Source organism: Streptomyces sp. BA2 (assembly GCF_009769735.1).
Classification (GTDB): domain Bacteria; phylum Actinomycetota; class Actinomycetes; order Streptomycetales; family Streptomycetaceae; genus Streptomyces.
In genome coordinates this window covers 8,197,769-8,221,866 of the sequence record NZ_WSRO01000002.1, presented here as the reverse complement: position 1 = coordinate 8,221,866, position 24,098 = coordinate 8,197,769, and the positions used below count along the sequence as shown (strand labels likewise).

20 protein-coding genes are annotated in these 24,098 nt (G+C 71.5%); 3 read left to right on the top strand and 17 right to left on the bottom strand.

Features of this window, described 5'->3' with window-relative positions:
* Positions 1 to 147: 147 nt before the first annotated feature.
* The 3 genes from E5671_RS39410 to E5671_RS39400 form a co-directional block, all read right to left on the bottom strand.
* Positions 148 to 1,170, bottom strand: coding sequence for a CNNM domain-containing protein (locus E5671_RS39410; protein WP_160509011.1), 1,023 nt, complete (start codon positions 1,168 to 1,170; stop codon positions 148 to 150).
* Positions 1,167 to 2,510: a hemolysin family protein gene (locus E5671_RS39405; protein WP_160510707.1), complete on the bottom strand. Its 1,344-nt coding sequence runs from the start codon at positions 2,508 to 2,510 to the stop codon at positions 1,167 to 1,169. Before E5671_RS39405 ends, E5671_RS39410 begins: the two co-directional genes overlap by 4 nt.
* Before the next feature lie 211 nt (positions 2,511 to 2,721).
* On the bottom strand, positions 2,722 to 4,353 hold the full coding sequence (locus E5671_RS39400) for a serine hydrolase domain-containing protein (RefSeq protein WP_160509010.1): 1,632 nt from the start codon (positions 4,351 to 4,353) through the stop codon (positions 2,722 to 2,724).
* Between the two features lie 109 nt (positions 4,354 to 4,462).
* Between E5671_RS39400 and E5671_RS39395 the strand changes: the two genes are divergently transcribed.
* Positions 4,463 to 5,089, top strand: coding sequence for a TetR/AcrR family transcriptional regulator (locus E5671_RS39395; protein ID WP_160509009.1), 627 nt, complete (start codon positions 4,463 to 4,465; stop codon positions 5,087 to 5,089).
* Positions 5,090 to 5,101: 12 nt separating this feature from the next.
* Here the strand turns inward: E5671_RS39395 and E5671_RS39390 are convergent, their stop codons facing one another.
* The 9 genes from E5671_RS39390 to E5671_RS39350 form a co-directional block, all read right to left on the bottom strand.
* Positions 5,102 to 5,488, bottom strand: coding sequence for a hypothetical protein (locus E5671_RS39390; protein ID WP_160509008.1), 387 nt, complete (start codon positions 5,486 to 5,488; stop codon positions 5,102 to 5,104).
* Between the two features lie 137 nt (positions 5,489 to 5,625).
* Positions 5,626 to 6,417, bottom strand: a complete 792-nt coding sequence (locus tag E5671_RS39385) for an endo alpha-1,4 polygalactosaminidase (protein WP_160509007.1) — start codon at positions 6,415 to 6,417, stop codon at positions 5,626 to 5,628.
* Positions 6,414 to 7,079: a spherulation-specific family 4 protein gene (locus tag E5671_RS39380; protein ID WP_160509006.1), complete on the bottom strand. Its 666-nt coding sequence runs from the start codon at positions 7,077 to 7,079 to the stop codon at positions 6,414 to 6,416. Before E5671_RS39380 ends, E5671_RS39385 begins: the two co-directional genes overlap by 4 nt.
* Positions 7,076 to 8,038: an NAD-dependent epimerase/dehydratase family protein gene (locus E5671_RS39375; RefSeq protein ID WP_160509005.1), complete on the bottom strand. Its 963-nt coding sequence runs from the start codon at positions 8,036 to 8,038 to the stop codon at positions 7,076 to 7,078. The genes E5671_RS39380 and E5671_RS39375 overlap by 4 nt, the downstream gene beginning before the upstream one ends.
* Before the next feature lie 7 nt (positions 8,039 to 8,045).
* On the bottom strand, positions 8,046 to 8,759 hold the full coding sequence (locus E5671_RS39370) for a nucleotidyltransferase family protein (RefSeq protein ID WP_160509004.1): 714 nt from the start codon (positions 8,757 to 8,759) through the stop codon (positions 8,046 to 8,048).
* 88 nt (positions 8,760 to 8,847) lie between these two features.
* Positions 8,848 to 9,849 carry a GDP-mannose 4,6-dehydratase gene (locus E5671_RS39365; RefSeq protein WP_160509003.1) on the bottom strand — a complete coding sequence of 334 codons (1,002 nt, stop codon included), beginning with the start codon at positions 9,847 to 9,849 and terminating at the stop codon, positions 8,848 to 8,850.
* An 88-nt stretch (positions 9,850 to 9,937) separates the two neighbouring features.
* Positions 9,938 to 11,356 carry a hypothetical protein gene (locus E5671_RS39360; RefSeq protein WP_160509002.1) on the bottom strand — a complete coding sequence of 473 codons (1,419 nt, stop codon included), beginning with the start codon at positions 11,354 to 11,356 and terminating at the stop codon, positions 9,938 to 9,940.
* Positions 11,353 to 12,891 (bottom strand): GT4 family glycosyltransferase PelF, encoded by a 1,539-nt coding sequence (pelF, locus tag E5671_RS39355; protein WP_160509001.1) that lies wholly within the window; start codon positions 12,889 to 12,891, stop codon positions 11,353 to 11,355. The genes E5671_RS39360 and pelF overlap by 4 nt, the downstream gene beginning before the upstream one ends.
* 229 nt (positions 12,892 to 13,120) lie before the next feature.
* Entirely contained in the window at positions 13,121 to 15,283 is a 2,163-nt protein-coding gene (locus tag E5671_RS39350) for a hypothetical protein (protein WP_160509000.1), read from the bottom strand.
* A gap of 634 nt (positions 15,284 to 15,917) precedes the next feature.
* Here E5671_RS39350 and E5671_RS39345 point away from each other — a divergent pair.
* On the top strand, positions 15,918 to 16,601 hold the full coding sequence (locus tag E5671_RS39345) for an alpha/beta hydrolase (protein ID WP_336605981.1): 684 nt from the start codon (positions 15,918 to 15,920) through the stop codon (positions 16,599 to 16,601).
* Positions 16,602 to 16,751: 150 nt separating this feature from the next.
* Positions 16,752 to 17,507 (top strand): GAF and ANTAR domain-containing protein, encoded by a 756-nt coding sequence (locus E5671_RS39340; protein ID WP_237330337.1) that lies wholly within the window; start codon positions 16,752 to 16,754, stop codon positions 17,505 to 17,507.
* Between the two features lie 12 nt (positions 17,508 to 17,519).
* On the opposite strand, the gene E5671_RS39335 is transcribed toward E5671_RS39340, so the two are convergent.
* From E5671_RS39335 to E5671_RS39315, 5 genes are read right to left on the bottom strand one after another with little or no spacing between them, the layout of a single operon-like run.
* Positions 17,520 to 18,548 carry a LacI family DNA-binding transcriptional regulator gene (locus E5671_RS39335; RefSeq protein ID WP_160508999.1) on the bottom strand — a complete coding sequence of 343 codons (1,029 nt, stop codon included), beginning with the start codon at positions 18,546 to 18,548 and terminating at the stop codon, positions 17,520 to 17,522.
* Entirely contained in the window at positions 18,529 to 20,856 is a 2,328-nt protein-coding gene (locus E5671_RS39330) for a glycoside hydrolase family 3 N-terminal domain-containing protein (RefSeq protein WP_160508998.1), read from the bottom strand. Before E5671_RS39330 ends, E5671_RS39335 begins: the two co-directional genes overlap by 20 nt.
* Positions 20,857 to 20,906: 50 nt before the next feature.
* Complete coding sequence (locus tag E5671_RS39325) at positions 20,907 to 21,752, bottom strand: carbohydrate ABC transporter permease (protein ID WP_160508997.1); 846 nt, start codon at positions 21,750 to 21,752, stop codon at positions 20,907 to 20,909.
* On the bottom strand, positions 21,749 to 22,738 hold the full coding sequence (locus E5671_RS39320) for a carbohydrate ABC transporter permease (RefSeq protein WP_160508996.1): 990 nt from the start codon (positions 22,736 to 22,738) through the stop codon (positions 21,749 to 21,751). The genes E5671_RS39325 and E5671_RS39320 overlap by 4 nt, the downstream gene beginning before the upstream one ends.
* Positions 22,739 to 22,744: 6 nt before the next feature.
* Positions 22,745 to 24,043 carry an extracellular solute-binding protein gene (locus E5671_RS39315; RefSeq protein ID WP_160508995.1) on the bottom strand — a complete coding sequence of 433 codons (1,299 nt, stop codon included), beginning with the start codon at positions 24,041 to 24,043 and terminating at the stop codon, positions 22,745 to 22,747.
* Positions 24,044 to 24,098: the final 55 nt, after the last annotated feature.

The following is a 24,098-nucleotide window of genomic DNA, read 5'->3' as shown; positions in this document are numbered from 1 at the left end:
GGGTGGCGAGGGATGGCTTCGCCGGGGCGGGACATTGCGAGCACAGTAGCCACAGGGAACGACCCCCGCATATCCCCGTACCGGATGGTTTTTCGTGCCAGGAGGGGCGCATCGGAGCGGGCCGGGGAGTGGAGAACCGGGCGGCCGTCAGACCGGCCGTCGCGGTTCCATCAGGCGGGCGAGCAGGTCGTCCAGGCTGACCAGGCCGGTGAGGCGGCCCGATTCGTCGCAGAGCACGGCGAGCGAGGCGCGGCGGCCGCGCAGTTCCTCGACGGCGTGGGCGAGGGTGTCGTCAGCGGCGAGCTCCGGGACGGGGCGCGCCAGCTCGCGGGCGGTCAGGGCACGGCTCCGGGCGCGGGCCACCAGGGCGTCACGGGCGTGCACCGAGCCGAGGACGGTGGCGCCGTCCCGGACGAGGAGCCGGGTGCGGTCGCTCGCCGCGGCCACCTCGAGGACCTCGTCGATGCTCGCGTCGGCCGGTACGGATGTGATCCGCGCGGCCGTGGTCTGGAGGTCGCCGACCGCGGTCAGCGGCACGGTGAGCGAGGACGTGATGAGGCCGGAGTCGGCATCGCTGATCAGGCCGAGCCGCCACGACTCCTCGACGAGATGGGCGAGTTGCTCGCGGTTGTGCACCGAGGTGAGTTCGTCGCGCGGGGTTACCTTGCACAGCCGGACGAGCTGATTGCTGACCTTGTTGAGGAGGATGAGCAGGGGACGTACGACCTTGACGACGGCCCGGAAGGGCGGGGTGAGCAGCATCGCCGAGCGCTCGGGGTGGGCGATGGCCCAGGACTTGGGGGCCATCTCGCCGACGACCATGTGCAGGAACACCACGACGACCATGGCGAGCGCGAAGGCGATGCCGTAGCTGAGCCCGGCGGGCAGGCCCAGCCTCGCCAGGAGCGGGTCGAGTGCGTGGGAGATCGCGGGCTTGGAGACCGAGCCGAGTCCCAAGGTGCAGACGGTGATGCCGAGTTGGGCCCCGGCGAGCATCAGGGACAGCTCCCGCATGCCCGCGAGCGCGGACTTGGCGCCGCGCTGCCCGGCGGCGACCGCGCGCTCCATGCGGTGCCGTTTGGCGGCGACGAGCGCGAACTCCGCGGCGACGAAGAATCCGCTGGCGATCAGCAGCAGGACGGTGACGAAGAGGGCCACGGGGAAGCTCACGCGGACGCCTCCTCGGCGGTCGGCGCGTCCGCCCCCGGCAGGCGCTCGATCCGTACGCGCTCCGGGACGTGGCGGTCGAGGCCCAGTACGGCGACGGCGACGCGGCTGCCGTCCGGAAGCTCCACGGTCAGGCGGTCGCCGATGGCGGGGAAGCGGCCGAGCCGGTCGACGACAAGACCGGCCACGGTGTCGTAGTCGTCCTCCTCGGGCAGGTCGATGCCGGTCGCTTCGGCCACCTCGTCCAGGCGGCGGCCCGCGTCGACGAACCAGCCCGCTCCGTCCGCGACGGCGAGTTCGACGACGGTGTCGGACTCGTCGGCGATGTCCCCGACGAGTTCCTCGGCGATGTCCTCGTACGTCACGATGCCCGCCACGCCGCCGTGCTCGTCGAGTACGACCGCGAACTCGTCGTCCCGCTCGCGCATCTGCGCCACCGCGCCCGGCAGCGGCAGGGTGTCGGGCAGCAGCAGGGGCCGCCGGGCCTGCTCACCCGCCGTGACGCTCTCGAAGTAAGGGGCGGGCAGCCGCATCAGCTCGCGCACCCCGAGGACGCCTGCGACGTCGTCCGGGTGGTCACCCATGACGGGATAGTTCGAGTGCCCGTGTTCGGCGATGAGCCGCACGGCCTCGTCCGCCGTGGCGTCCTTGCGTACGAATGTGACGTCCACCCGCGGCACCATCACCTCGTCCAGTGTGCGCTCGGAGAACTCCAGGGCGTGGTCGAGGAGTTCGGCGCTCTCGCGCGGCAGCTGTCCGTGCTCGTGGGACTCGCCGATGAGGTGGCTGAGCTCTTCGAGCGTGGCTCCGTGGTGCAGTTCCTCGACGGGCTCGATGCCGATGCGGCGCAGCAGCCGGTTGGCGGCGCCGTCGAAGACACGGACGACAGGGCCGACGACCTTCAGATAGGTCAGCGTGGAGGCGGCGAGGGACTTGGCGAGCCGGTCGGGGACAGCGAGCGCGAGGTTCTTGGGAGCGAGCTCGCCGATGACCATCTGGAGCACGGTGGCGACGACGAAGCCGATGACCACGGAGAGGGCGGAGACGACGCCGTCCGAGAGGCCGGTGCCGTCCAGGGCGGGCTTCAGGAGCCCGGACACGGACGGCTCGGCGAGGAAGCCGACGACCAGACCGGTGACGGTGATGCCGAGCTGGGCACCCGACAGCATGAACGACAGCCGTCCGAGGACCCGCACGGCCCGGGCCGCCCGCCTGTCGCCCGCTTCGGCCTCCCGGGCCAGCGCGAGCCGGTCCGCGGCCACGTACGCGAACTCCTGCGCGACGAAGTATCCGGTGCCCGCGGTCAGGACGAGGACGGCGAGCAGGCCGAGGACGGCGGACAGCAACAGCGGCTCCGTTCCGATGAAGGGTCGTGCCGGTCATTCTGGGTGCGATCGGGGTGTCCCGCCACGTCGGACGGGGCGCCCGGGCGCCCTCCTGGACCGGAGGCCACCCGCCGCGGCGTCCTGGAGGGGCTCACCAGCACGGGCGGAGTGATCACCCGCACGGACCTGGTGTCGGCCATCGCCCTGGACCTGGGCCACTGCGGGGATTTCACCCGGACTTGGACGCCGCCCCCTGCACGTCACCCGCGGGGCGGGGAGGGCGTCGCTTCAAGGCTACCGGCCGGTTCTCGCGGGGGCCGAGCGTGGGGCCGCACCGCCGCATGTCCAGGACGCCGAGTACCGCACGCTCCACGGCGAGCGCCAAGGCCAGCGTGACGGCGGTGACCAGGCCCCACCCCACATCGGGCAGCCACAGCAACGCCATCGGGAACGTGCCGCCGAGAGCTGAGGGCAGCCGCCACAGGAGCGCCGCGACACCCAGCGCGGCGGCGACCGACGCGAGAGTGGTCGCGACGATCCTGCGTCGGGAGCGGGCGCGGGCCGCGGCGCGACGGCCCGGCAGCCGACGCAGGGCGGGGGCGGCCACACTCAGCAGCAGTCCTCCCGCGACGGCCGCCGAGATCCAGGGCAGCGCGACGGCCAGCGGGTCGGTCGGCGTGGTGCGGGGTTCCGCCTCCGACAGCAGCTGCGCAGCTCCCGTCGCAGCGTCGCCGAACTCCTTGGCCCGCAGCTGGTGGTAGGCGTTCTGCAGGACGATCACGGCACGATCGCTGTCGGGCAGCATGATCAGCATGGCTTGGTAGCCGGGAAGTGCCCCGTCGTGCCAGACCATGCGTTCCCCCGTGCCCTCGAGCGTGCCGACCGACCAGCCGAGGCCGTAGCGCTCGGCACTGCTTTCGACGTGGCCGCGCTGGGTTTCGGCGATGCCTTTCTCCGACAGCAGCCGCCGCCCGTCCAGTTCACCTCCCCCAAGCTCCGCCAGGGCGAAGCGGGCCAAGTCCCGTACGCTGCCGCCCACATGGCCGTAAGGGACGCCCGAGGTGTCGTAGGGCGCGTCGAACGGGACCTGGGCGCCGAAGACGGAGCGGTGGCCGGGCGCCACCGACTCCCGCACGAAGTCCCGCTCGGTGGCGACCGCGTGCTCCATGCCGAGCGGGCCGAGGATCCTCTGGTGCAGGTACGTGCCGAACGGCCGCCCGGAAACCTCTTCGACCAGGGCCCCGAGTACGGCGTAACCGGCACTCGAGTAGGCGTAGGAGCCGCCGGGCCGGTCGGCGGGCTCGACATGCGCCAGCGCGCGGGCAGCGGTGGCCAGCGCGCCGGGCTCGTTGTCGTAGCGGTCCCCGATCTCGCCGGACGCGGCGGTGGGGATGCCGCTGGTGTGGGTGAGCAGGTGGCGGACGGTGATGCGGTCCGAGACGTCCGGGTCGGCGAGGCGGAACCACGGCAGATACGTGCGCACAGGTGCGTCGAGGTCCACGCGGCCCGCCTCCACCTGCTGCATCACGGCCAGGCCGGTGACGGGCTTGGACAGAGAGCCCCATAAGAAGGGGGTGTCGGGCGTGACCGCCCGGCCCCGGCCGTCCTCGCCGAAGCCCCGCTCATGTACGACACGGCCATCCTCGATGACGGCCAGTGCGGCACCAGGCGTGCCTGTCGCGTCCAGTCGCTCGGCGACGAACGTGTCCACCTCCGACCAATCCCCCGCGTCGGCCGCGGCGGCGGGTGCGGCAAGGCCCGCCAGTACGCCCGCGACCAGCAGGACGCGCGTCAACTTCTTTGATCGCCACCACTGTTGACGCCCGCGCTCCCGCAACGTCATCACTCGTGCCATCGCCATGCCCGTGGCCACCTTCTGTCTGCGTCCAGTTGCCCGCGTCCAGCGTTTTTACCATACGAGCATATGGTTAAAACGATCCGCAAGACCCGTCGACGGATACCCTGACGGCATGCCGAAGGTCGTCGATCACCAAGCAAGGCGCATCCAGGTCGCCGACGCCGTACAGAAGCTGGTCACCGAAGAGGGGCTCGACCGGGTCACCGTGGCGCGGACCGCCGCGACGGCGGGTTTCTCCGTGGGGCACGTGCAGCACTACTTCGCGACCAAGGACGAAATGCTGCTCTTCACCCACGAACGCGTCGTCCAGAAGATCCTCGACCGGGTCTCGGCGCTGGGGGAACGCGCCACGCGTCAGCGGTCGCCGATCCGGGACGTGGTCGTCGAAGGACTCGGCGAATGGCTCCCGGTGGACCCGCGCCGCCGCTCGGCGCACCGGGTGATGCTCGCCTTCCTGGGCCGCACCGTCGACAACCCCCACCTGGCCCGCTCGCACAGCGAGACGGGCCGGCTCATCCGCTCGATGCTCGCCACGGCCGTCCACAACGGAAAGGAGTGCGGCGAGGTCCCGGACGACACCGCCCCTGACCTCGCCGCGCTCGAACTGCACTGCCTGACCGAGGGTCTTGCCCTGCAGCTCGGGTCCGACCCCGTACCCGCCGACACGCAGACCGCCCTCGGTCTTCTCACCGCACGCGTCCAGGCCGTCTTTCCCGGCCGCTGCCGCCAGTACGGCTGAACCGCGGCGCCGTCAGTCGGTGAGGGTGACGCAGGGAAGGCCCACGCTGCTGTCGCCCCGGAAGCCCTCCGCGCAGAGCCGGGTGCCCGCCGGGAAGTGGCGCTGCGGATAGGCCTGGTCCCGGTAGGTGCGGAACTTGGCGACGTCTTCCACCTTGGTGTCGGCGCTCCAGCCGTTCGTGGTCCACACGCGCGCGCGGATCCGGTTCGGCTGGTTGGTGTTGGTGACCGACACCTCGACCCGGCCGAGGTAGGTGCCGCTGTCGTAGGTCCTGATGCAGACCGAGTGGTTGCACCACTCGCCGTCGGCCACCGCCGACGGCCCGGTGACGATGACACAGCCGAGCGCGGCGGCCATGGTGCCGATCCCCGCGACGATCTTCCTGGTGATGTCATGCATGATGAGTGACCCTCAAGCCTTCGTCATGGCCCGGTCTGCGTGCCGGGCCCCGGCCGTCCAACGCGAGGGCAAGATCATCAGTTACGCGGCTTCCCCCGCTCGCCTCAACAGGGAAACAGCAGGGAAACGGCTGGGATTCAGCAGGGCCTGCGCCACTCCCCCAGGTTCAGTTTCTTGCGCATGGAGGACAGGCCGAGGCGACGCGACTGGGCGCAGAACTTCTCGTTGGGCACGGCGTATTCGACGTGCAGCACCGCCTTGCCCGCCTTCACGAAGGGCGTGAGAGAGGCGCACTCGTCGTACTGTGCGCACTCCTCGTTGACAGCGAAGTCGAAGTCCCGCACGAGCTGTGGGATCTGCGGGAGGTCGTTCTTCAGGCCGACGGACAGGCCCCGGTCGTGGGCGAGGCGGGCGACCATGCGGTTGAAGGCCAGCTGGTGGCGCGCGGTCAGGGGGAATCCGGTGCGGTTGAGGTAGCTGTCGAGCAGGTCGGGCTCGATCGCGTCGAAGCCCTTGCGGCGGCACATGTCGAAGCGCTCCGCGAGGAGCGGGCGCAGCACGTCCAGGCGCCGGATGTCGAGCCAGCGCTCGCCCTTCCAGCCGTTGGCGCGGCCGAGGACGGATGCGGGGTAGTCGTCGCTGTCGGGGCGGAAGGACTCCCAGGCACCGGCGTTGATGTAGCAGATGACGCGGCGTCCGTCGCGGTGCAGCCGGGCCACGTCGGACGCGCGGTTCTCGAACCCGTCGATGTCGTAGACGGGCACGTCCACGCGCGGGTCGACGCGGCCGTCGAGCTGCCACTGCCACGTGGTGCCGGGCCGGGGCCGCCAGCGGTCCGGGGCGCCGCCGTCCCGGTCCGCCGACGAGCAGCCGGCGAGCAGCAGGACGGTGGCGAGGAGCGGACCGAGCCAGATGGCGCGCTGCCTCACGACGCGCCCCCGGCCAACGGCACGGGCGGCGGCTGCGTCCAGGGATTGGGCCCCGCGCCGGGCACCGCGCAGTGCACCCCCGCGCCCCGTTGCACGGCGGTGCGCCCGGCGAGACGGGCCAGCGCGGGCGGCACTCCGTAGACGAGGTGGCAGAAGTGCTCAGGGGGGTGCTTGGCCGTCCAGGAAGGGGCATCGAACGAGCGCAGATACGTCGTCCAGTGCCCCTCGAACGTGACGAGCAGGTCGGCGGCGCGGGCGTAACCGGGCGCCGGATGCACGCCCGGGTTGAGGACCACGGTCTCCGCGCCCCGCCCCCGCGCCGAGCGGACCATGCGCCGGCAGTGCCGCAGCTCGCGGCGGCCGGGCGCGACCCGGTCGAAGAAGCAGCCGTCCACGCCGTACCAGGCGCGGTGCCGGTCCAGGTCGTCGGCGACGGCGTCGAGCGGCCGTTCCCCGTACGCCGTGTCGACGTACCCGAGCACCCGCACCCCCGCCTCGCGCAGTGTCCGCGAGGCGGCGGTGAAGGCGGGGTCGGGTGCCGTACCCGGGCCGTCGGCGGCGTTCAGGACGATGCCGTACAGCTGAGGGGCGGCCGCCACGAGCGCCTGCCAGGCCGCGGGGTCCGCGGCCGGGTGTACGTACAGCGGCACCAGCAGGGTCATCGCGAATCCCCGCCGGCGGGCGCGAGACGCGGCGCGCCGTCATCAGCGCCTTCCGGCCGCGTCCGCGCCGCCCCGTCGGCGACCCACAGAGCGGTCACGGAATCCCGTAGGGAGTACGTCGGCGTCCAGCCCAACTCCCGTTCCGCGGCGCCGATGTCGGCGCACTGCCAGGGCACGGCCACCGAGCGGCCCACCTTGCCGAGCGACTCCTCCACGCGCCCGGTGAAGCCCGCCGCGCCGACCAGGCCGTGCACCAGGTCGCGCACCGGCACGGCACGGCCGCTGCCGATGTTGAGCAGGCGCGGCAGCCGCCCCGGCAGGGCCACCGCGAGCGCGACGGCGTGCGCCACATCGCGTACGTCGACGAAGTCCCGGTACGCGGACAGGTCGCCGACCTGGACGGTGGCGTGCGGAGTCCTGGCCACCGCACGGCCGAGCTCGGCGGTGAGCCGCCCCGGCAGTCCGGCGCGGGGGGCCCGGGGGCCCACCGGGTTCGTGACCCGCAGCACGAGGGCGTCGAGCTCCGTGTCGATGACGGCCAGGGTGCCGGCCAGCTTGGTGGCTCCGTACGGGGCCACCGGGCGGGCCGCGGCCCCTTCCTCCGTCCGCTCGCCGATGCCGGTCGGCCCGTACTCGGCCGCCGAGCCCAGATGCACCAGGCGCGCGTCGGGCGCCGCCGCCCGCATGGCCTCGCACAGGGCCGCGGGGCCACGGGAATTGACCTCGGCGAGGGTCAGCGCGCTGCCGCCGACCGCGCCCACGCAGTTGACCACGGCGTCGGGCTCGGCCCGGGTCAGCTGCTCGGCCAGTGCGGCGGGCGTCATATGGGCGAGGTCGACCCGGAGGTCGTCCGAGGGGGCGCGGCCGCCGCGGAGCAGCCGCACGCCCGGCAGGGCGTGCAGCCGCTCGGCGATGTGCCCGCCCAGGTAGCCGGTGGAGCCAAGGACGAGAATGCGCACGGCCCGCTCACGCTCCCTTGAGGAGAAGGGAGCGGTACGTGGTGAACTCCGCGTTCGCGCGGTCGTAGTCGTCCGGGCGTCCGATGTCGAGCCAGTAGCCGTCGAACGCGTAGGCGTGCGGCGGGGTGTCGGTCTTCAGGAGGTCGAGCACGAGCTCGTCGAATCCGAGCGGCAGGCCCGGTGTGTAGGAGGCGAGCGTGTCACGCGAGAGTCCGTAGACCCCCATGGAGACGCGGTAGTCCACGCTCGGCTTCTCCGTGAAGGCGACGACGCGGTCCGATTCGGTGGTCAGCACGCCGAAGTCGATGCGCACCTGACGCGCGTACGTCGCGATCGTCAGCGGCGCTCCCGACGCGCTGTGGCTTTTCAGGACGTCCGCGTAGTCGAGGTCGGTGAGGATGTCGCCGTTCATCACGAGGAAGTGCTCGGGCAGCCGGTCCATCATCGTCAGGAGGGGGCCCATGGTGCCGAGCGGGCTGTCCTCCGTGGAGTAACCGACGCGCAGTCCCCAGCGGGCGCCGTTGCCGACGTACGCGCGGATGATGTGGCCCAGGTGGCCGATGGCGATGGTGCAGCTGGTGAAGCCGGCGCTCGCCAGCTGGCGAAGGACGATCTCCAGGATGGCGTGCTGGTCGCCGATCGGGACCAGCGGCTTGGGCAGCGCGGTGGTGTACGGCCGGAGCCGGACGCCCTTGCCTCCGGCGAGAATGACTGCGTGCATGGTTGTCTCCCCTGTGCGTGACCCGAAGTGGTCAAGTGGCCTGATGCGCAGATCCGTTGACGGTTGGTCAGGGACGGTCGGGAATGGCTCAGATGTTGTAGATGTCCGTCTTGTAGCGGGCCAGGTTGGCCGGGTCGCGGAAGAACTCGACGGTGCGGGCCAGGCCCTGCTCCAGGTCGTGGCCGGGCGCCCAGCCGGTGGCCGCGCGCAGCCGGCTCGCGTCGGCGACCAGGCGCATCACCTCGGAGGCCGCGGGGCGGATGCGCTGCTCGTCCTCGCGCACGTCGAGGTCGGCTTCCATCACCTTGCCGATGAGCCGCACCAGGTCACCGACGGAGATCTCGCCGCCGGTGCCCGCGTTGAAGGTGCGGCCCACGACCGCTTCGGCGGGCGCGGTGCCGACGGCGATGAAGGCCTGTGCGGTGTCCGCGGCGAAGGTGAAGTCACGGGTCGGGCGCAGGTCGCCGAGGGTGATCTCCCGTGAGCCCGCGGCGACTTGGCCGATGACGGTCGGGATGACGGCCCGCATCGACTGGCGCGGCCCGAAGGTGTTGAAGGGCCGCAGGGTGACCACGGGCGTCTCGAAGCTGGCGTGGTAGCTGTCGGCGAGCCGGTCGCCGCCCGCCTTCGAAGCGGCGTACGGGGACTGGGTGTTGATGGGGTGGTCCTCGGTGATCGGCACGGTCTGCGCGGTGCCGTACGTCTCGCTGGTGGAGGTGTGCACCAGGCGCGGGATCTCCAGGTGGCGTACGGCTTCGAGGACGTTGAGCGTGCCGGTCACGTTCGTGTCCACGTAGCTGTGGGGGGCCTGGTAGGAGTACGGGATCGCGATGAGGGCGGCCAGGTGGTAGACGGTCTCGGCGCCGGTGACCAGGCCGCGGACCGAGCCCGGGTCGCGTACGTCGCCGAGGACGATCTCGACCTCGGCGAGCACCTCGGGCGCCAGGGTCTCCAGCCAGCCGTAGGAGGAGAAGGAGTTGTACTGCGCCATCGCGCGGACCCGGTGGCCCGACGCGACGAGGGCCTCGGTGAGGTGCGAACCGATGAAGCCTTCGGCTCCGGTGACGGCGACGAGTGGTGCGGGGGCCATGAGCTCTCCTGATGCTGGGGCGTTGACGAGGTGGTGCGGTGGGCGGGGGCCGGGCCCGGTGGGCGTGGCGCCGGACGGCGCGGGCGGCTCAGGCGTGCGCCGTGGGCCTGCCCAAGCGGTGGACGGCGACCGCGAGCAGCGCGAGCGCGGCGGCGGTACAGCCGATGAGTTGAGCGGTGGGCGTCGGGACGACGCCGGTGAGCGGAAGTGCCGTCACGAGGACCGCGGCGGCGAGGCAGGGCGCGGCGGACGGCCAGGCCGCGCCGAACGCCTGGAGGAGCAGGGCGGTCCACAGCACGGCGCCGAGCAGGAGGAGCCGGGTCGCGCTCGCGCCGACGAGTACGGCGCCCAGGGCGAGCGGCACCAGATAGGCCCCGCCGCACACGGCGAGCGCACGCGCGGCGCGCAGCCTGAAGCCTCTGGGGGTGGTCGAGGCGTGCAGGGCGGCCACGGCGAGCCCGCGGTAGCGGTAGAGGAGCCACTCGGCGGGGCCCATGCTCAGGGTCAGCACGATGACGGCGTACGGCTCCTGATGTCCCGCCACCGCGGTCAGCGCGCCCGCCGCGAGGCCGAACAGGCCGTACGGGAGCGAGCGCACCAGGCGTGGTGCGGGGCCCGGCACCGGGGTCGCCCTGAGCGCCGAGCGAAGTGCGTGGCCCGCGGCGGCCGTCGCGAGCAGCACGGTGAGCAGCGGCAGTCCGGTGCGCAGGAGCTCCGGTGGCTGCCACCACGGCTGAGCCGCCGCGGCCACCACGACCGGAAGGAGCGCCGCCGCAAGGATCCTCTCGTGGCCGAGCACGAGCAGCAACCCGGCCGCGGCGAGATAGCAGGACTGCCCGACGGCGAACAGCGCGGCGGCCCCGGGGCCCGCGACCAGCAGACCGGTCACCGAAGCGGCCACGACGCCCAGCGGCGCGCCGGCCAGCAGGGTGCGCCCGGCCTCGTGCCGCCCGGTCGCGAGCCTGCTGTACGCCCGGTGGCTCAGCGCCTGGGACCAGGCCCAGGACACCAGGGCCGCGGCGATCAGCCCGTACAGCCCGGAGGCCGACCCCCACGCGCCCTGCGCCAGTACGTATGCCGTGCCGGGAAGCGCGAAGAGCAGCCCGCGCAGGGCGCAGCGGAGGTGGTCGGGCCGCCAGGGGTCGGGCGGCACAGGCGGCTTCGGATGGCTGCGCGGCACCCGCCGGAAGACGGCGTCGGCCAGCGAGAACAGATCGGGGTGCCCATAGGTCTCCTGGATCCTGTCGCCGGTCAGGCCCTGCGACTCCAGGAGCGCCGCGACTTCGTAGGGGTGCACGGCCGCGCCCGCCTCGTCGCCGAGTTCGGCGGCGAGCCGGTCGACGGGGTCGTCGGCCCGGGCGGGGCGCAGGCCGACGCCGGGGCGGGTGCGGGGCCGGGGCGGGCGCGCGAGGCGCAGGGCGAGGGTGTCGTCCGCGCCTGGAGCGTCGCCGTGGTTCGCGCGGCGGGCATGTCCGCCGCGCGGCCTGAGAGGGAGCGGTCCGCTCATCCCGCCACCTCGTCCGAGACGTGCTGGATCGCGAACTCTGCCTGCCTGACTGCCTGTTGGCCGGGCGTGGCCAACTCCTCGTAGATGGATCGGAACGCGTCGACCGTCTGCCGGAGCGTGAACTGCTCGATCACCCGCAGCCGGGCCGCCTCGCCCATCGCGGCGCGGCGTGCGGGGTCGCGGAGCAGTTCGACGACGGCCCGCGCCATGGCCTCCGGTGCGCGGGGCGGCACCACGAGGCCGGTGGGGCCCACGGCCTCCCGCACCCCGCCGACGTCCGTGGAGACCGTGGCGCGCCCGCAGGACATGGCTTCGATCAGGGTGAAGGGGAAGCCCTCGCTGATGCTGGAGAGCATCACCACGTTGCCCGCCGAGTAGGCGTCCTTGATGTGCTCGACGCGGCCTTCGAAGACCACCGCGTCGCCGTGGCCGAGCTGGGCGGCAAGGGCTTCGCAGCGCTCGCGGTAGGCCTCGCCGCCCCGTGGGGTGCCGCCGAAGAGGCGCAGCCTGGCGTCCGGGATCTCCTGCCTGACCAGGGCGAAGCAGCGGATCAGGGTCTCCAGGTCCTTGATCGGGTCGACCCGGCCCGCCCAGCTCAGGGTGGGGCTCAGCGGTTCGGGGCCCGCGGGTGGGAAGGCCTCGGGGTCCACGCCGTTGTAGACGGTGCGGATGAGGGCGGGCTCGGCGCCGCCGCGCTCCTCCCAGAGGCGGTTGTAGCGGTTGCCCGGGGTGATCAGGGCGGCCTGGCGGTACGTTTCTTCGGCGAGCAACCGGAAGAATCCGAGCAGCACGGCCTTCACTGGCCAGCTGTACGGGCCTGTGCGGTAGCCGAGGTAGCGCTCACGCAGGTACACGCCGTGCTCGGTCAACAGCAGGGGCACGCCGTGGAGTTGGCGCCCCACGAGGCCGGGCAGGGCGGCGATGCCGCCGCTGACCGCGTGCGCGACGCCGCGCTCGGGAGGCCGTGCGGCGAGCGGGCGCAGCGCGTGTTCGAGCAGGCCGGTGGCGGTGACCGCGTCGTGCAGCGTCGGCCGCGCATCGGCGGTCGCGCGCCCGGGGGCGTTCCACACGGAGGTCAGGACGTGTACCGCGCGGTCGGTGCGCAGCATGGGCGCCAGGGCGCCGTCCCGGGCGTGCCGGGCGAGGTCGTGGAGCGCGGGGGCGAAGCCGTCCTCGGCGGCCGGGTCGAGCAGTGCGGTGAGGAACTGTTCGTAGGAGCCGAGGAGTTGGCGTCGGCGTCGGCCACGCGGGGCGTGTCCGGCGGGGGCCGGGCCCCACATGGGCAGGCAGACGGGCTCCTCGACGTGCGGCGGCAGCTCCCAGGCGAGGCTCTCGCGGCCGGTGGCGGTGACGGCGAGCACGCCGAAGTCGATGTCGGGCATGCCGCGGACGAGTTGGTCGCACCAGACGCTGACGCCGCCGTGGCTGTGCGGGTAGGTGCCTTCGGTCAGCAGGGTGACGCGGGTCCGTGGGGGGTGGAACGACGGTGCGGGGAAGGGTGCCGGTATCGGCACGGGCGAGGGTGAGTCGGGCATGGTGGGGCTCCGCGGGTGAGATACGAACGCGAGGGAGCCGACGGCGGCGCCCGCCCCGGCGGACCGGGGTACGGCGAGTTCCGTGAACGGCGAGGTGCGGGACGTACGGGCGCGGGGGGATGGTGGTGCGATGCCCCTGGACTGCGGGTCGGTGGGCGTGGGCGGCGCCCGTCGTGGGCCCGGTGGCAGGCCGGGAGGGGCCGGCCGGCCACCGTGTGGTGCCGGTGTGTCAGCGCCGGGTGGGCAGCGCGCGTGGCGTGTGGCCGTCGGTGCCGGGTTTCACGTACGTGGTGGCGCCGGGTGGGACGGGCAGTTTCCCGGCCGCCTTCGTGACGTCGGGCTGCTCGGCCGCCGCCTCGCCCACTACTCCGGGGGCGGACGGCAGATTGAGCGTGACGCGGCTCTGGAGGAGCGCGGGAGACACCCAGCCGGAGGTTCTTCCCGCGTACGCCGAACCGAACGGGTCGGTGCCCAGGAGGAGTTGCTGGTCGGTTCCGGTGGGCATGGTGGCGCGGGCGGCCACGCCGGACGGGGCCTGGACGGTCACCTTGTCGCCGATCCGGTAGGCCGTGACCTTGCCCGCCTTGACGGCCGTGTCCCAGGCCGCGCGGGAGCGCAGCTCGCCGCCGATGTCGGCCATCCGCAGGTTGACCACGGGGGCGTTGTCCGCGAACAGCGCGCCGTACGCGTCGAGGATGGAGCCGAGCACGGGGTAGGCGATGCGGTCCTCGGCGAGGTTCGACTGGTGGATGAAGTGCGGCCGGGGGTCGTTCGCCAGGACGTGCCCCATCGCTATCGTCGACTCCACCGGCACGATGTGGTCCTGGTAGCCGGTGGTGGAGTCGAGGGGGCTCTCCAGGCAGGTGGCGACGGAGGAGTTCTCACAGACGCCACTGCCGCCGTCCGCCTTGCGGGTGTAGATCCAGTTGTACTCGTCGATCTGCTCGCTGGTGCGGCCCGCGTTGTAGAAGACGTTCATCGGGAAGCGCGGCACGGTGAGCCCCGGGCCCACCGGGCGCTGTCCCCGGTCCCGGGAGTTGTCCGAGCCGAGCCAGGTCACGCCGTTGTCCCGCAGGGCCGGTCCGAGGTTCGGGTTGTCGTCGGGCTGCTGCGGAAGGACCTTGAGTCCCGAGTGCTCGCCGGTCACCAACTCGCCGCTCTGGAGCGGGAGTCCGGCGCGCTGCCCCCAGTTGCGGTTGTCGGAGATCTGCTGGGAGATCTCGGTGCGGGAGACGTAGCGCGTGCCGCCGTCGGCGTTCTTCGCGCAGGTCCACGGCACGGTGCTGACGTCCTGGACGCAGCCGAGGAAGGGGTGGTTGTACGTGTGGTTGATCCAGCGGTGCTCGCCGCGGTCGGCGATGAGCCGGTCCGCCAGGGGGTCCGCGCCGCCGTTCTCCTCGCGGTAGAGCTCGCTGCCGCCGCCGTTGAAGGCCATGTCGAGAGGGAACTTGCGGCCCTTGGACCACTGGGCCGCGTAGGCGGCGTCGTCCGCGGTCATGCGGATCGGGTCGGGTGTGCCCTGGCCCGGCGGGCAGTCCACGTCGCCCGGGGTGCAGTTGAGTTCGCTGTCCCAGCGGTCGTCGGCTCCGAAGACGTCGTCGACGTGCACGGCGAAGTAGTTGCGGGACGAGCCGAGTTGGACGCCCTGGGTCATCCAGTCGACGATGCCGCGGGCGAGGAGCCGGAACTGCTGCTGGTGCTGGTTGTAGACGAAGGTCACCACCAGCTCGCGCCGTCCGTCATGGCGGTACTCGCCCACGAGCGATCCGCGGCCCGACGCGCCGGGGATCGGCGCGTCCACGTAACTCGTGAAGTCCGCGCCGGGCGCGGGCTCGGCCAGGAAACCGTAACTCTCGCTCGCGGCGGACGCGTTGTTCTCGAAGGGCACCTGCCCGGCGAGATATCCGAAGGGGCCGCTCTTGCCCGATGCGGTCACCTGGGCCCGCACCCCGTCGAGCGAACCGCTGAACTCGGGTGCCCGCAGGCCTGCTTCGGGCCTGGCGTAGGTATAGGCGTCGACCTGCGGGATGGAGTAGGTCTGCTCGTAGGAGGCAAGGGCGGCCATCTCGGCCGAACCGGCCCCGAACGGATTGTCGTTGGGCAGCACGACCGCCTGGAACTTGGCGCGCGCCCTGCCGTCGGCGGTGTCCGCGAGGTACGCGGCGTCGATCACCGGCCGTCCGCTCTGCCGCAGGTCGACGGTCGTGTACGGCGTGCCCTGGCCGTCGAGTTCGGCGGTGAGCGCGGCGGTGGCGGGGCCTCCGTCGGTCACCACCAGGACACGCAGGTCGATGCGTGGCAGCTCGGCGGCCGCGGCCGGATTGCCGGGCAGCGAGAGCGCGAGAAGCAGAGCGCCGGCACCGAGTGCCGCCGCTCGCGCGGTGTGATTCATGCGGTGCGTGGTCCCCTCCACGGTCGGACCGAGGGGATGTCTCCACCCCACGGCCCGCCCCCCAACGACACGTTCACACATCGCAGTGTGTGTCCGTCTCGCTCTGTCGCGTCACATAGTGCGGCCCACCTGTGGGGTCTGTGCGGATTCTGTGGAACCTGGCGGAAAAAAGATGGCGAACCCTTAGCGGTACGAAATGAGCGACAAGGGACGGGAGATGACCTGCCGGAGTCGGGCGTTCCGGGATGCCGTGGCCGCTCAGAGGGGTCGTAGATCCCGGGCCGCTTATAGGTGCTGGATACACGCGCCGGTTCTCGGCGCGCACGGAGGACACCGGAATCGAGGCCGCGCCGAACCGCACCAAACCAGCCAAGTGAGCGAGACCCAGCTCGCGACGCCTTTACTCGGAAAGCGCGTTCTGACCTGCACGGCAAGCGCGTTCCCTGAACATCTGGGGGTGTGATTCAGGGCGCGATCGGGGGGCGCGCGAGGGGGCGCTCTTGCATTCTCGGCGTCTACCAATCCGGCACGCGTCCGCCGACGAACATGTCGATGCGTGAGCCTCCTCGCGGCACGTCTGACGGGCGATGAGACGCTGGACGAGGCTGGCCCGCCGACATGTCGAGGAGTCCCTGTGCCCTTCCGCGATGGCAACCGCCCGGCGCTCGAGCTGAGCGGACCGGTCGAGAAGCCACGTGCCGCCGTCCTTCTGTTGCACGGCGGCCGGGAACACGGAACCGCATCACCCCCGCCGTGGAATCTGCCGGGCGCGCGCCTGCGTCTCTTCGAGGGCGCGATCCGTCGGTCGACGTCGAAAGGCGCGGTGCTGATGGGACGGGTGCGCTACCGCGTCCGGGGCTGGAACGGCGAGCGGCAGGACGCGGCGCGGGACGCCCGCCGGGCCCTGCGTGAGCTGGAGCTGCTCACCGGTGACGTACCGACCGTCCTGGTGGGGCATTCGATGGGGGCCCGCGCCGCACTGAGCGCCGCCGGGGATCCGCTGGTGCGAGGAGTGGTCGGCCTCGCCCCCTGGTGCCCTGCCGGGGAGCCGGTGGCGCACCTGCGCTGCCGTCGCGTGGTGCTGCTGCACGGCGACCAGGACCGTACGACCGACCCCAGGTCCTCCCTGGACTTCGCGGCTCGGGCCGGCGCCGCGGGCGCCGAGGCGGCCACCGTGCTGATGCACGGCGGTGACCACGCCATGCTGAGACGTGCCACCGCATGGCACGACCTGACGGGGAGGACGGTGGCCGGGCTGCTGGGCCTCGCCGAGCTCCCTCCCGCGATCGCCGACCAGTTTCCCCGGCACATCGGATGAACGCGTGTCTGCTGTGCGCCGACCGTTGGCGGTAGCGTGGAAGGGATTCCGTGGATTCCTCAACCGGAGCATGAACACAGTCCAGTTGCCGACATGGGGCGACTGTTGACGAGGATGCCGTGGAGGGTGCCCACGGAAGGGAGAGGCGGCATGACCGCCATGTCCGAGAGGCGGCGCGAGGAACGGCTGGCGTCCGCGTTCGTGGATCTCGCTGCCCCCTTGACGCGGGAGGTGAGCGTGACCGATGTCCTGCGCACACTGACCGAACACTGCGTGGACCTGCTGGACGTCTCGGCGGCCGGGGTCCTGCTGAACGTTCCGCACGGCCAGGTCGTGGAGGTGGTGGCCTCCGACGAGTACACCCACGCTCTGGAGCTGTTCGGCCTCGAATGCGACGAGGGTCCGTGCCGGGACCTCTGTCACTCCCAGTCTCACGTCTCCGAACTCCGGCTGGACGTCGAAGCCGCCTGCGTACGGTGGCCCCGCTTCACGCCGCGTGCCCTGCTTCTCGGCTTCACTTCGGTCGCGACGGTCCCGCTGCGCTGCCAGGACACCGGCACGGTGGCCGGCGCCCTGAGCCTCCTCCACGATCTGCCGCGGCCCCTGGACGACACCCAGCTGCGGCTGGCCCAGGCGCTGGCGGACACCGCCACCATCTGCGTCATCCGCCAGCAGATGATGCACCGGCAGAAGACGCAGATCGCACAGCTCCAGGGCTCCCTGGAATCCCGGATCGTCATCGAGCAGGCCAAGGGATACCTCTCCAGCTCCCGCGGATGCAGCACGGACCAGGCCTTCACACGCATGCGGACGTACGCCCGCAACCGCCGGCTCAAGCTCTCCGACGTGGCCCACCAGGTCCTGAACGGCGCCGTCGCGGACACCCTGCTGGATCCCGAACGCTGAGCCGCAAGAAGCTCAAGAAGCAGGCGGCGCCGTGCTCTTGCGGACGACGAGGCTCGTCGCCAGTTCGATGCGTGTGGTCACCGGTTCCTGGTCACGCAACCGCATGATGATCTGCACCGCTTCCTCGGCCATCTCCCGCAGCGGCTGGTGCACCGTCGTCAGGGCCGGGCTCGACCAGCGTGCCACCGGGACGTCGTCGTAGCCGACCACGGAGAGATCCTGCGGCACCCGCAGATCGCGGACCCTGGCCGCCTCCAGGACACCGAGCGCCTGGAGGTCACTCCCCGCGAAGATGGCCGTGGGCGGCTCAGGCAGGTCGAGGAGTTCCAGGGCGTGCTCGAAGCCGCCCTTGACGTGGAAGTCGCCGTAGCGGACGAGATCGGGGGCGGCTTCGATGCCCGCCATGCTGAGCGCGGAGCGGTAGCCATCGAGGCGGGCGTGGGAGCAGAGCATGTCGTCGGGCCCCGTGATGATCCCGATGCGGCGATGTCCGAGGTCCACCAGGTGCCGGGTGGCGACCCGCCCCCCGTTCCAGTTCGCCGAGCCGACCGAGGGTACGTCCGGGTCGGGGTCGCCGGCCGGGTCGACGATGACGAACGGGATGGAGCGCGACCGCAGCCGCTGCTTGACCTCGGCCGGCAGGGCCGAGAAGACGAGCACCACGCCGCGCGGCCTGCGCTGCATGACGTCTTCGATCCAGTCGGGGGCGGGCGCGTGCCGGGTGCCGCTCTCGGTCAGCACGACGCCGGCCCGGTGCGCCTTGGCGACGTTCTCCACGCCGCGGATCAGCTCCATCGCCCAGATGCTGTCCAGCTCGTGGAAGACCAGCTCGATGAGCGGCGCCTCGCGGGAGGCCCGTGTCGTACGCCGGTAGGAGTGCGTCTCCAGGAGTCGCTCCACCTTGACCCGGGTCGGGGCGGCCACGTCCTGCCGCCCGTTGAGCACTTTCGAAACTGTCGAAATGGAGACGCCTGCCTTCTGGGCCACCTCGGCCAGGGTGATGCGGCCGAACTCCTCGTCATCACGCATGCCTTGGAGCATAAGACACGGTGCCCACCGAGCGAGACGCCAAGAAGTCCCTCTGGTTTCCTTGAGACGACAAGAACCTTTCGGTGCCCGCATCGAAATTGTTGACGCGCGTCTCGCACCGCATCCGCCGCCCGTGCCCGACTTCCCGCTCCGCCCCCGTCAGGGTGAGGGAGACAGTGTGGTGGACGCGTTCGCTGGACGCGGCTACGCGCAGTTCGAGCGCGCCGGGTTCGACGACACGGCGGCCGTCGGCGCCGGTGTACGCGGCGAGGTCCGCCGGAAACGTGGCGTGGACCTCGGCGGACGCCCCGGCATCGAGGGTGACGCGGGCGTAGCCGACGAGCCGGACCTCGGGGCGGGCTACGGTGCCGACCGGGTCGTGGAGGTAGAGCTGGACGACCTCGGTGCCGGGGCGGTCACCGGTGTTGCGGACGGTGAGGCGCAGGGTCGTCTCGCCGTCGGTGGGCAGTTCGGGGGCGTCGCACTGCGGGGCGTCCCAGCTGAAGGTCGTATAGGACAGGCCGTGCCCGAACGGGTAGAGCGCGGTGGGGTCCACATTGCTGGCGCCGCTGTGGCGGCCGAGCGGCGGTGCGAGATACGGGGCGGGCTGGCCGCCCGCGGTCCGCGGCACGCCGACCGGCAGTCGGCCCGACGGCTCGACACGCCCGGTCAGCACGCCGGCGACCGCGCCGCCGCCCTCCTGTCCGGGGAAGAAGGCCTGGACGACGGCGGCTGCCCGGTCGGCCCAGCGGCCGAGCGCGTAGGGGCGGCCGCTGAGCACGACGATGACGACCGGCGTCCCGGAGTCGAGCACATCGTCGAGCAAGGCGCCCTGGCCGTACGGCAGTTCCAGGTCCGCCGCGTCGCAGCCCTCCCCGGAGGAGCCGCGCCCGAACAGACCGGAGCGGTCTCCCACCACGGCCAGGCAGACATCCGCCCGTGCCGGGTCGTCGACGAAGGTGGCGTCGGGCAGCTCCGTGCGCAGGGCCTCGGCGAAGGTGGGGACTTCGACGCCCGCAGGGAATTCGGGGTGATGGACGCCCACATGGCGGGGGAACGTGTAGCAGCCGAGCATGGCGGCCTGCTCGTCGGCGAGCGGTCCGGCAACGGCGATGCGCAGCCCGCCCGCAAGGGGCAGCAGACCGGAGTCGTTGGCGAGCAGGACGATCGATTCCTGCGCCATCTTCCTTGCCAGTTCACGCATATGAGGGGGGTTCAGGTCGATGGGGGTGTCCGCGGTCACCGGTTCCCAGTCGGGGTCGAGCAGCCCCAGTTCGCACTTCTGCTCCAGGACCCGCAGCGCGGCCCGGTCGAGCGGTTCGACGGGGAGGCTGCCGGCTTCGGTGAAGCAGCGGACGGAGGGCAGTTCGACGTCGACGCCGGCCGCGAGCGCCAGACCGGCGGCGGTTTCAGTGGAGTCCGCGACCCTGTGCGCGGACTCCAGGAGCGAGACGCCGAAGTAGTCGGAGACCACAGTCCCCGTGAACCCCCATGTCTCACGCAGGAGTTGGGTGAGGAGCACGGTATGGACGTGAGCGGGAAGTCCGTCGATGTCGTTGTAGGCGGGCATCACCGAGCGGGCGCCGCCGTCCCGTACCGCCATCTCGAACGGCGGCAGGATCACGTCGGCGAGTTCGCGCGGTCCGAGCGGGGCCGGGGCGTGGTTGCGGGCCGCGCGTGAGGCCGAGTACCCGGCGAAGTGCTTGAGGGTGGCGACGATCCCGGCCGCCTCCAGGCCCCGTACGTAGGCGGTGCCGATGGTGCCCACCAGGTACGGGTCCTCACCGATGGACTCCTCGGTGCGGCCCCAGCGCGGGTCTCGTACGACGTCCAGGACGGGCGCAAGACCCTGGTGGATGCCGGCCGCGCGCATCGACGTACCGATCGACTGTGCCATCTCGGTGACCAGGGCCGGATCGAAGGTGGCGCCCCACGAGAGCGGTGTCGGGAAGATGGTCGCCTGCCAGGCGGTGAATCCCGTCAGGCACTCCTCGTGGGCGAGCGCGGGCAGCCCGAAGCGGTTCCCGGCGCGGATCCGTCGCTGCAGTGCGGCGAGCCTGGCGACGCCCGTCGCCGGCTCGACCGGGACAGTGCCGAAGGGGCGGGTCAGCTGGCCGAGGCCGTGCGGCAGGAGTGCGTCGAGGGCGGGGCTTTCGGCCGCGTACGCGTGCTGCCCCGGCGCGACCTCGGGTCTTTCGGTGTCGGCCCCCAGCCACACGCTGGACAGTTGGGCGGCCTTCTCCTCGGCGGTCATCCGGGCGAGCAGGTCCGCCGCCCTGACGTGGGCGGGCAGGGTGGTGTCCTGCCATGGCTTGACCATGGAACTCCTCAAGTGCGGGGTCAGCGAGGGGGTTTGGGTGCGAGTGAGGGTCAGCCCTTGGTGGCGCCCATCGTGATGCCGCCGATCAGCTGCCGTTCGGCCACCGCGTAGAAGGCGAGGGCGGGCACCATGGCGAGGACGAGGTAGGCGAAGACGCGGGCGATGTCGGCGGCGTACTGCCCTTGGAACTGCTGGACACCGACGGGGATCGTCCACCAGGTCTCGTTGCTGAACACCAGCAGCGGCAGCAGGAAGTTGTTCCAGCTGGTCACCACGGCGAGTACGGAGACGGTGCCGAGCGCCGGGCGTGCCATCGGCAGCAGGATCCGCCAGAAGAAGCCGAACGGGGAGCAGCCGTCGAGCGTGGCCGCCTCCTCCAGTTCGCCGGGGATCTCGCGGAAGAAGCCGCGCAGGATGACGATGGTGAGGGGCAGTCCGAACGCGGCCTGCGGCAGGATCACGCCCCACGGGTTGTCGAGGAGTCCGAAGGTGCGCAGCAGGATGAACAGCGGCAGGATCGCCACCGCGAACGGGAACATCAGCCCCATCGTGAAGAGCGTGAACAGCAACTCCCGGCCACGGTAGGCGAATCGGGCGAGGGAGAACGCCGCGAGGGCGGCGGCCCCCACCGTCAGGACGGTCGTCCCGATCGCGATCAGGGTGGACGAACCGAGCATCCGCCAGAAGGAGCCGGAGGCGAGGATGTCCGTGTAGTTGGACGTCACCCAGGGCGAGGGCAGACCGAAGGGGTTGCTGGACAGCTGGTCGGTGGACTTGAAGCCGGACACGAGGGCGTAGAGCAGCGGCGTCACCATGACGATGCCGACCAGCCACACGATCACGTACAGGGGCACCTTGCCGAAGCGGCGGCGGCCCACCGCGTCGGGCGCGGTCATCGGGTGGCTCGCATGTTCGTGAGGGCTCCTTCGGTGTCGCGACGCAGCACGAAACGCTGGTAGGCGAGGGCGAAGACGAGGCTGATGAGGAAGAGCGCGATGCTGATCGCGCTGGCGTAGCCGATCTGGTAGCGCTTGAACCCGAACTGGAACAGCGTGATGGCCATCGTCTCCGAGGCGTGGTCGGGGCCGCCCTGGGAGACCACCCACACCAGGTCGAACAGCTGGATGGCGCCGATGACCGACAGGAACGCGCTGATCCGGAGGGTCGGTCCGAGCAGCGGCAGGGTGATGTGCCGGAAGCGCTGCCAGGCGCCCGCCCCGTCGATGCGGGCGGCCTCGTGCAGTTCGGCCGGGATGCCCTGCAGCCCTGCCAGGTAGAGCATCATGTGGAACCCGAAGTACTTCCACGTCATCACGAGGAACAGAGTCGGCATGACGGTCGACTGGTCGGCGAACCACAGCCCGCCGAGCCCGTCGAGACCGACCGCGCCGAGCACCTTGTCGGCGAGCCCGGCGTCCGGCGCGAAGATCATGGAGAACAGGACGCCGGTGATCACCTCGGACAGGACGTACGGGGCGAAGAACAGCATCCGGTACACGGCCCGGCCGCGCAGCTTCTGATTGAGCAGGACCGCCATGGCGAGCGCGAACGGCAGCTGGACGAGGACCGAGAAGCCGACGAGGAGCAGGCCGCGCCACAGGTCGCCGAGGAAGACCGGGTCCTTGGCGAGGCGGCTGTAGTTGTCGAGTCCGGTGTAGTCCGAAGGGGCCCCGAAACCGCCCCAGTTGAAGAGGCTCACGTACAGCGCGTACATGATCGGGGCGAGCACGAGCGCGCCGAACAGGATCAGGGCGGGCAGGGTGAAGGAGACGGCGGTCAGCCAGTCCGTGACGCGGCGGGCGAGCGGGCGTCGGTTGCCGGGGCCGGGCTTCTGCTCCTTGGCGACGGCGGGCCGCGCGTCCTTTACGTAGGTCGACGTCATGGTCTCTTACTGGCTCTTGGCGACCTGGGTCACCGAACGGGCCACCTGCTCGGGCGACTTGGATCCGGCGATGAGCGCGGCGACGGAGTCGTTGACCTCCTGGCCGACGGCCGGCGGGTAGGCCTGGTCGAGGTAGAGCTGGAACCCGGTGGACTTGCCGAGCATGCCGGAGACGGCCTTGAGGTTGGGGTCGGTCAGGGCGCTGGTGGCGTCCTTGACGACCGGGATCGTGTTGGCCTTGGAGACGAGGATGCGGTCGGACTCGGCGGTCATGAAGAACTTCAGGAAGTCGACGGCCGCCTTCGGCGCGCCCTTGCGGACCGCGTAGCCGCCGCCTCCGCCGAACACGTCCGTGCGGGCTCCCTTGCCGCCGGCCACCGAGGGGAAGCCGAAGAAGCCGAGGTCCTTGCCGATGCCCTTGCCCGCGTCGGCCTGCACGACGGGCGCCCACTGCCCCATCAGCTCCATGGCGGCCTTGCCGTTGCCCATGGTGGCGGCCTCGCCGTTGGGGGTGGAGTAGGCGGCGCCGAGGAAGCCCTTCTGGAACGGCTCCAGCGCGACCAGCTCCTTGAGGTGCTCGCCCGCCTTGACGAAGTCGTCGCCGGTGAAGTCCTTGGCGTCGGCGGCCTTCTGCATGCCGTCGACCCCGGCGATCCGCATCGACAGATACGCCCAGAAGTACATGCCGGGCCACTTTTCCTTGCCCGCGAGGGCGATGGGCGTGATGCCGGCGCTCTTCAGCTTCTGGACGGTGTCGAGATAGCCGTCCCAGGTGGTGGGCAGGGCGTCGATACCGGCCTTCTTGAAGAGCGCCTTGTTGTACCAGAAGCCCACGGCACCGATGTCGAACGGCACAGCGTACGTCTTGCTGTCGAACTGGTAGGCCTTGACCGACGCGGGCACGAGCGTGGCGGCCAGAGGCTCGACGGACAAGGTGAGGTCCTCGACGAGGCCCGCGTCGATCTGCTGCCGCAGAACACCGCCGCCCCAGGTGTGGTAGATGTCCGGAAGTTTTCCGGAGCTGGTCAGTGCCGTCATCTTGGACTTGTAGGCGTCGTTCTCCAGCGTGACGAGCTTGATGCGCACATCGGGGTTCTTGACCTCGAACGCCTTCGCCCGCTCCGGCCAGACAGTCTTCGACGGCTCCGTGGTCTGGATGTTCCACCATTCGACGACGGTCCGGCCGGAACTGTCCTTCCCGCCACCGGAGTCGGAGCCACCGCACGCGGTGAGTGCGGCAGCCCCGAGACCGGCGGCGGAGGCGGCGCCGAGGAGGCGTCGGCGGGAGAGATCGGAGGCTGACATGGCACACCTTCCGGAAGCGATCCGAAAACTATCGGTAGATGGCCACGGAAGTTAC

What these genes read in the sequence shown, in the direction of transcription:
- E5671_RS39350 (WP_160509000.1), bottom strand. Translation starts at nt 15,283, where the DNA reads ATGAATCACACCGCGCGAGCGGCGGCACTCGGTGCCGGCGCTCTGCTT.
- pelF (WP_160509001.1), bottom strand. Translation starts at nt 12,891, where the DNA reads ATGCCCGACTCACCCTCGCCCGTGCCGATACCGGCACCCTTCCCCGCA.
- E5671_RS39360 (WP_160509002.1), bottom strand. Translation starts at nt 11,356, where the DNA reads ATGAGCGGACCGCTCCCTCTCAGGCCGCGCGGCGGACATGCCCGCCGC.
- E5671_RS39395 (WP_160509009.1), top strand. Translation starts at nt 4,463, where the DNA reads ATGCCGAAGGTCGTCGATCACCAAGCAAGGCGCATCCAGGTCGCCGAC.
- E5671_RS39330 (WP_160508998.1), bottom strand. Translation starts at nt 20,856, where the DNA reads ATGGTCAAGCCATGGCAGGACACCACCCTGCCCGCCCACGTCAGGGCG.
- E5671_RS39315 (WP_160508995.1), bottom strand. Translation starts at nt 24,043, where the DNA reads ATGTCAGCCTCCGATCTCTCCCGCCGACGCCTCCTCGGCGCCGCCTCC.
- E5671_RS39400 (WP_160509010.1), bottom strand. Translation starts at nt 4,353, where the DNA reads ATGGCGATGGCACGAGTGATGACGTTGCGGGAGCGCGGGCGTCAACAG.
- E5671_RS39325 (WP_160508997.1), bottom strand. Translation starts at nt 21,752, where the DNA reads ATGACCGCGCCCGACGCGGTGGGCCGCCGCCGCTTCGGCAAGGTGCCC.
- E5671_RS39320 (WP_160508996.1), bottom strand. Translation starts at nt 22,738, where the DNA reads ATGACGTCGACCTACGTAAAGGACGCGCGGCCCGCCGTCGCCAAGGAG.
- E5671_RS39340 (WP_237330337.1), top strand. Translation starts at nt 16,752, where the DNA reads ATGACCGCCATGTCCGAGAGGCGGCGCGAGGAACGGCTGGCGTCCGCG.
- E5671_RS39380 (WP_160509006.1), bottom strand. Translation starts at nt 7,079, where the DNA reads ATGACCCTGCTGGTGCCGCTGTACGTACACCCGGCCGCGGACCCCGCG.
- E5671_RS39390 (WP_160509008.1), bottom strand. Translation starts at nt 5,488, where the DNA reads ATGCATGACATCACCAGGAAGATCGTCGCGGGGATCGGCACCATGGCC.
- E5671_RS39335 (WP_160508999.1), bottom strand. Translation starts at nt 18,548, where the DNA reads ATGCTCCAAGGCATGCGTGATGACGAGGAGTTCGGCCGCATCACCCTG.
- E5671_RS39365 (WP_160509003.1), bottom strand. Translation starts at nt 9,849, where the DNA reads ATGGCCCCCGCACCACTCGTCGCCGTCACCGGAGCCGAAGGCTTCATC.
- E5671_RS39370 (WP_160509004.1), bottom strand. Translation starts at nt 8,759, where the DNA reads ATGCACGCAGTCATTCTCGCCGGAGGCAAGGGCGTCCGGCTCCGGCCG.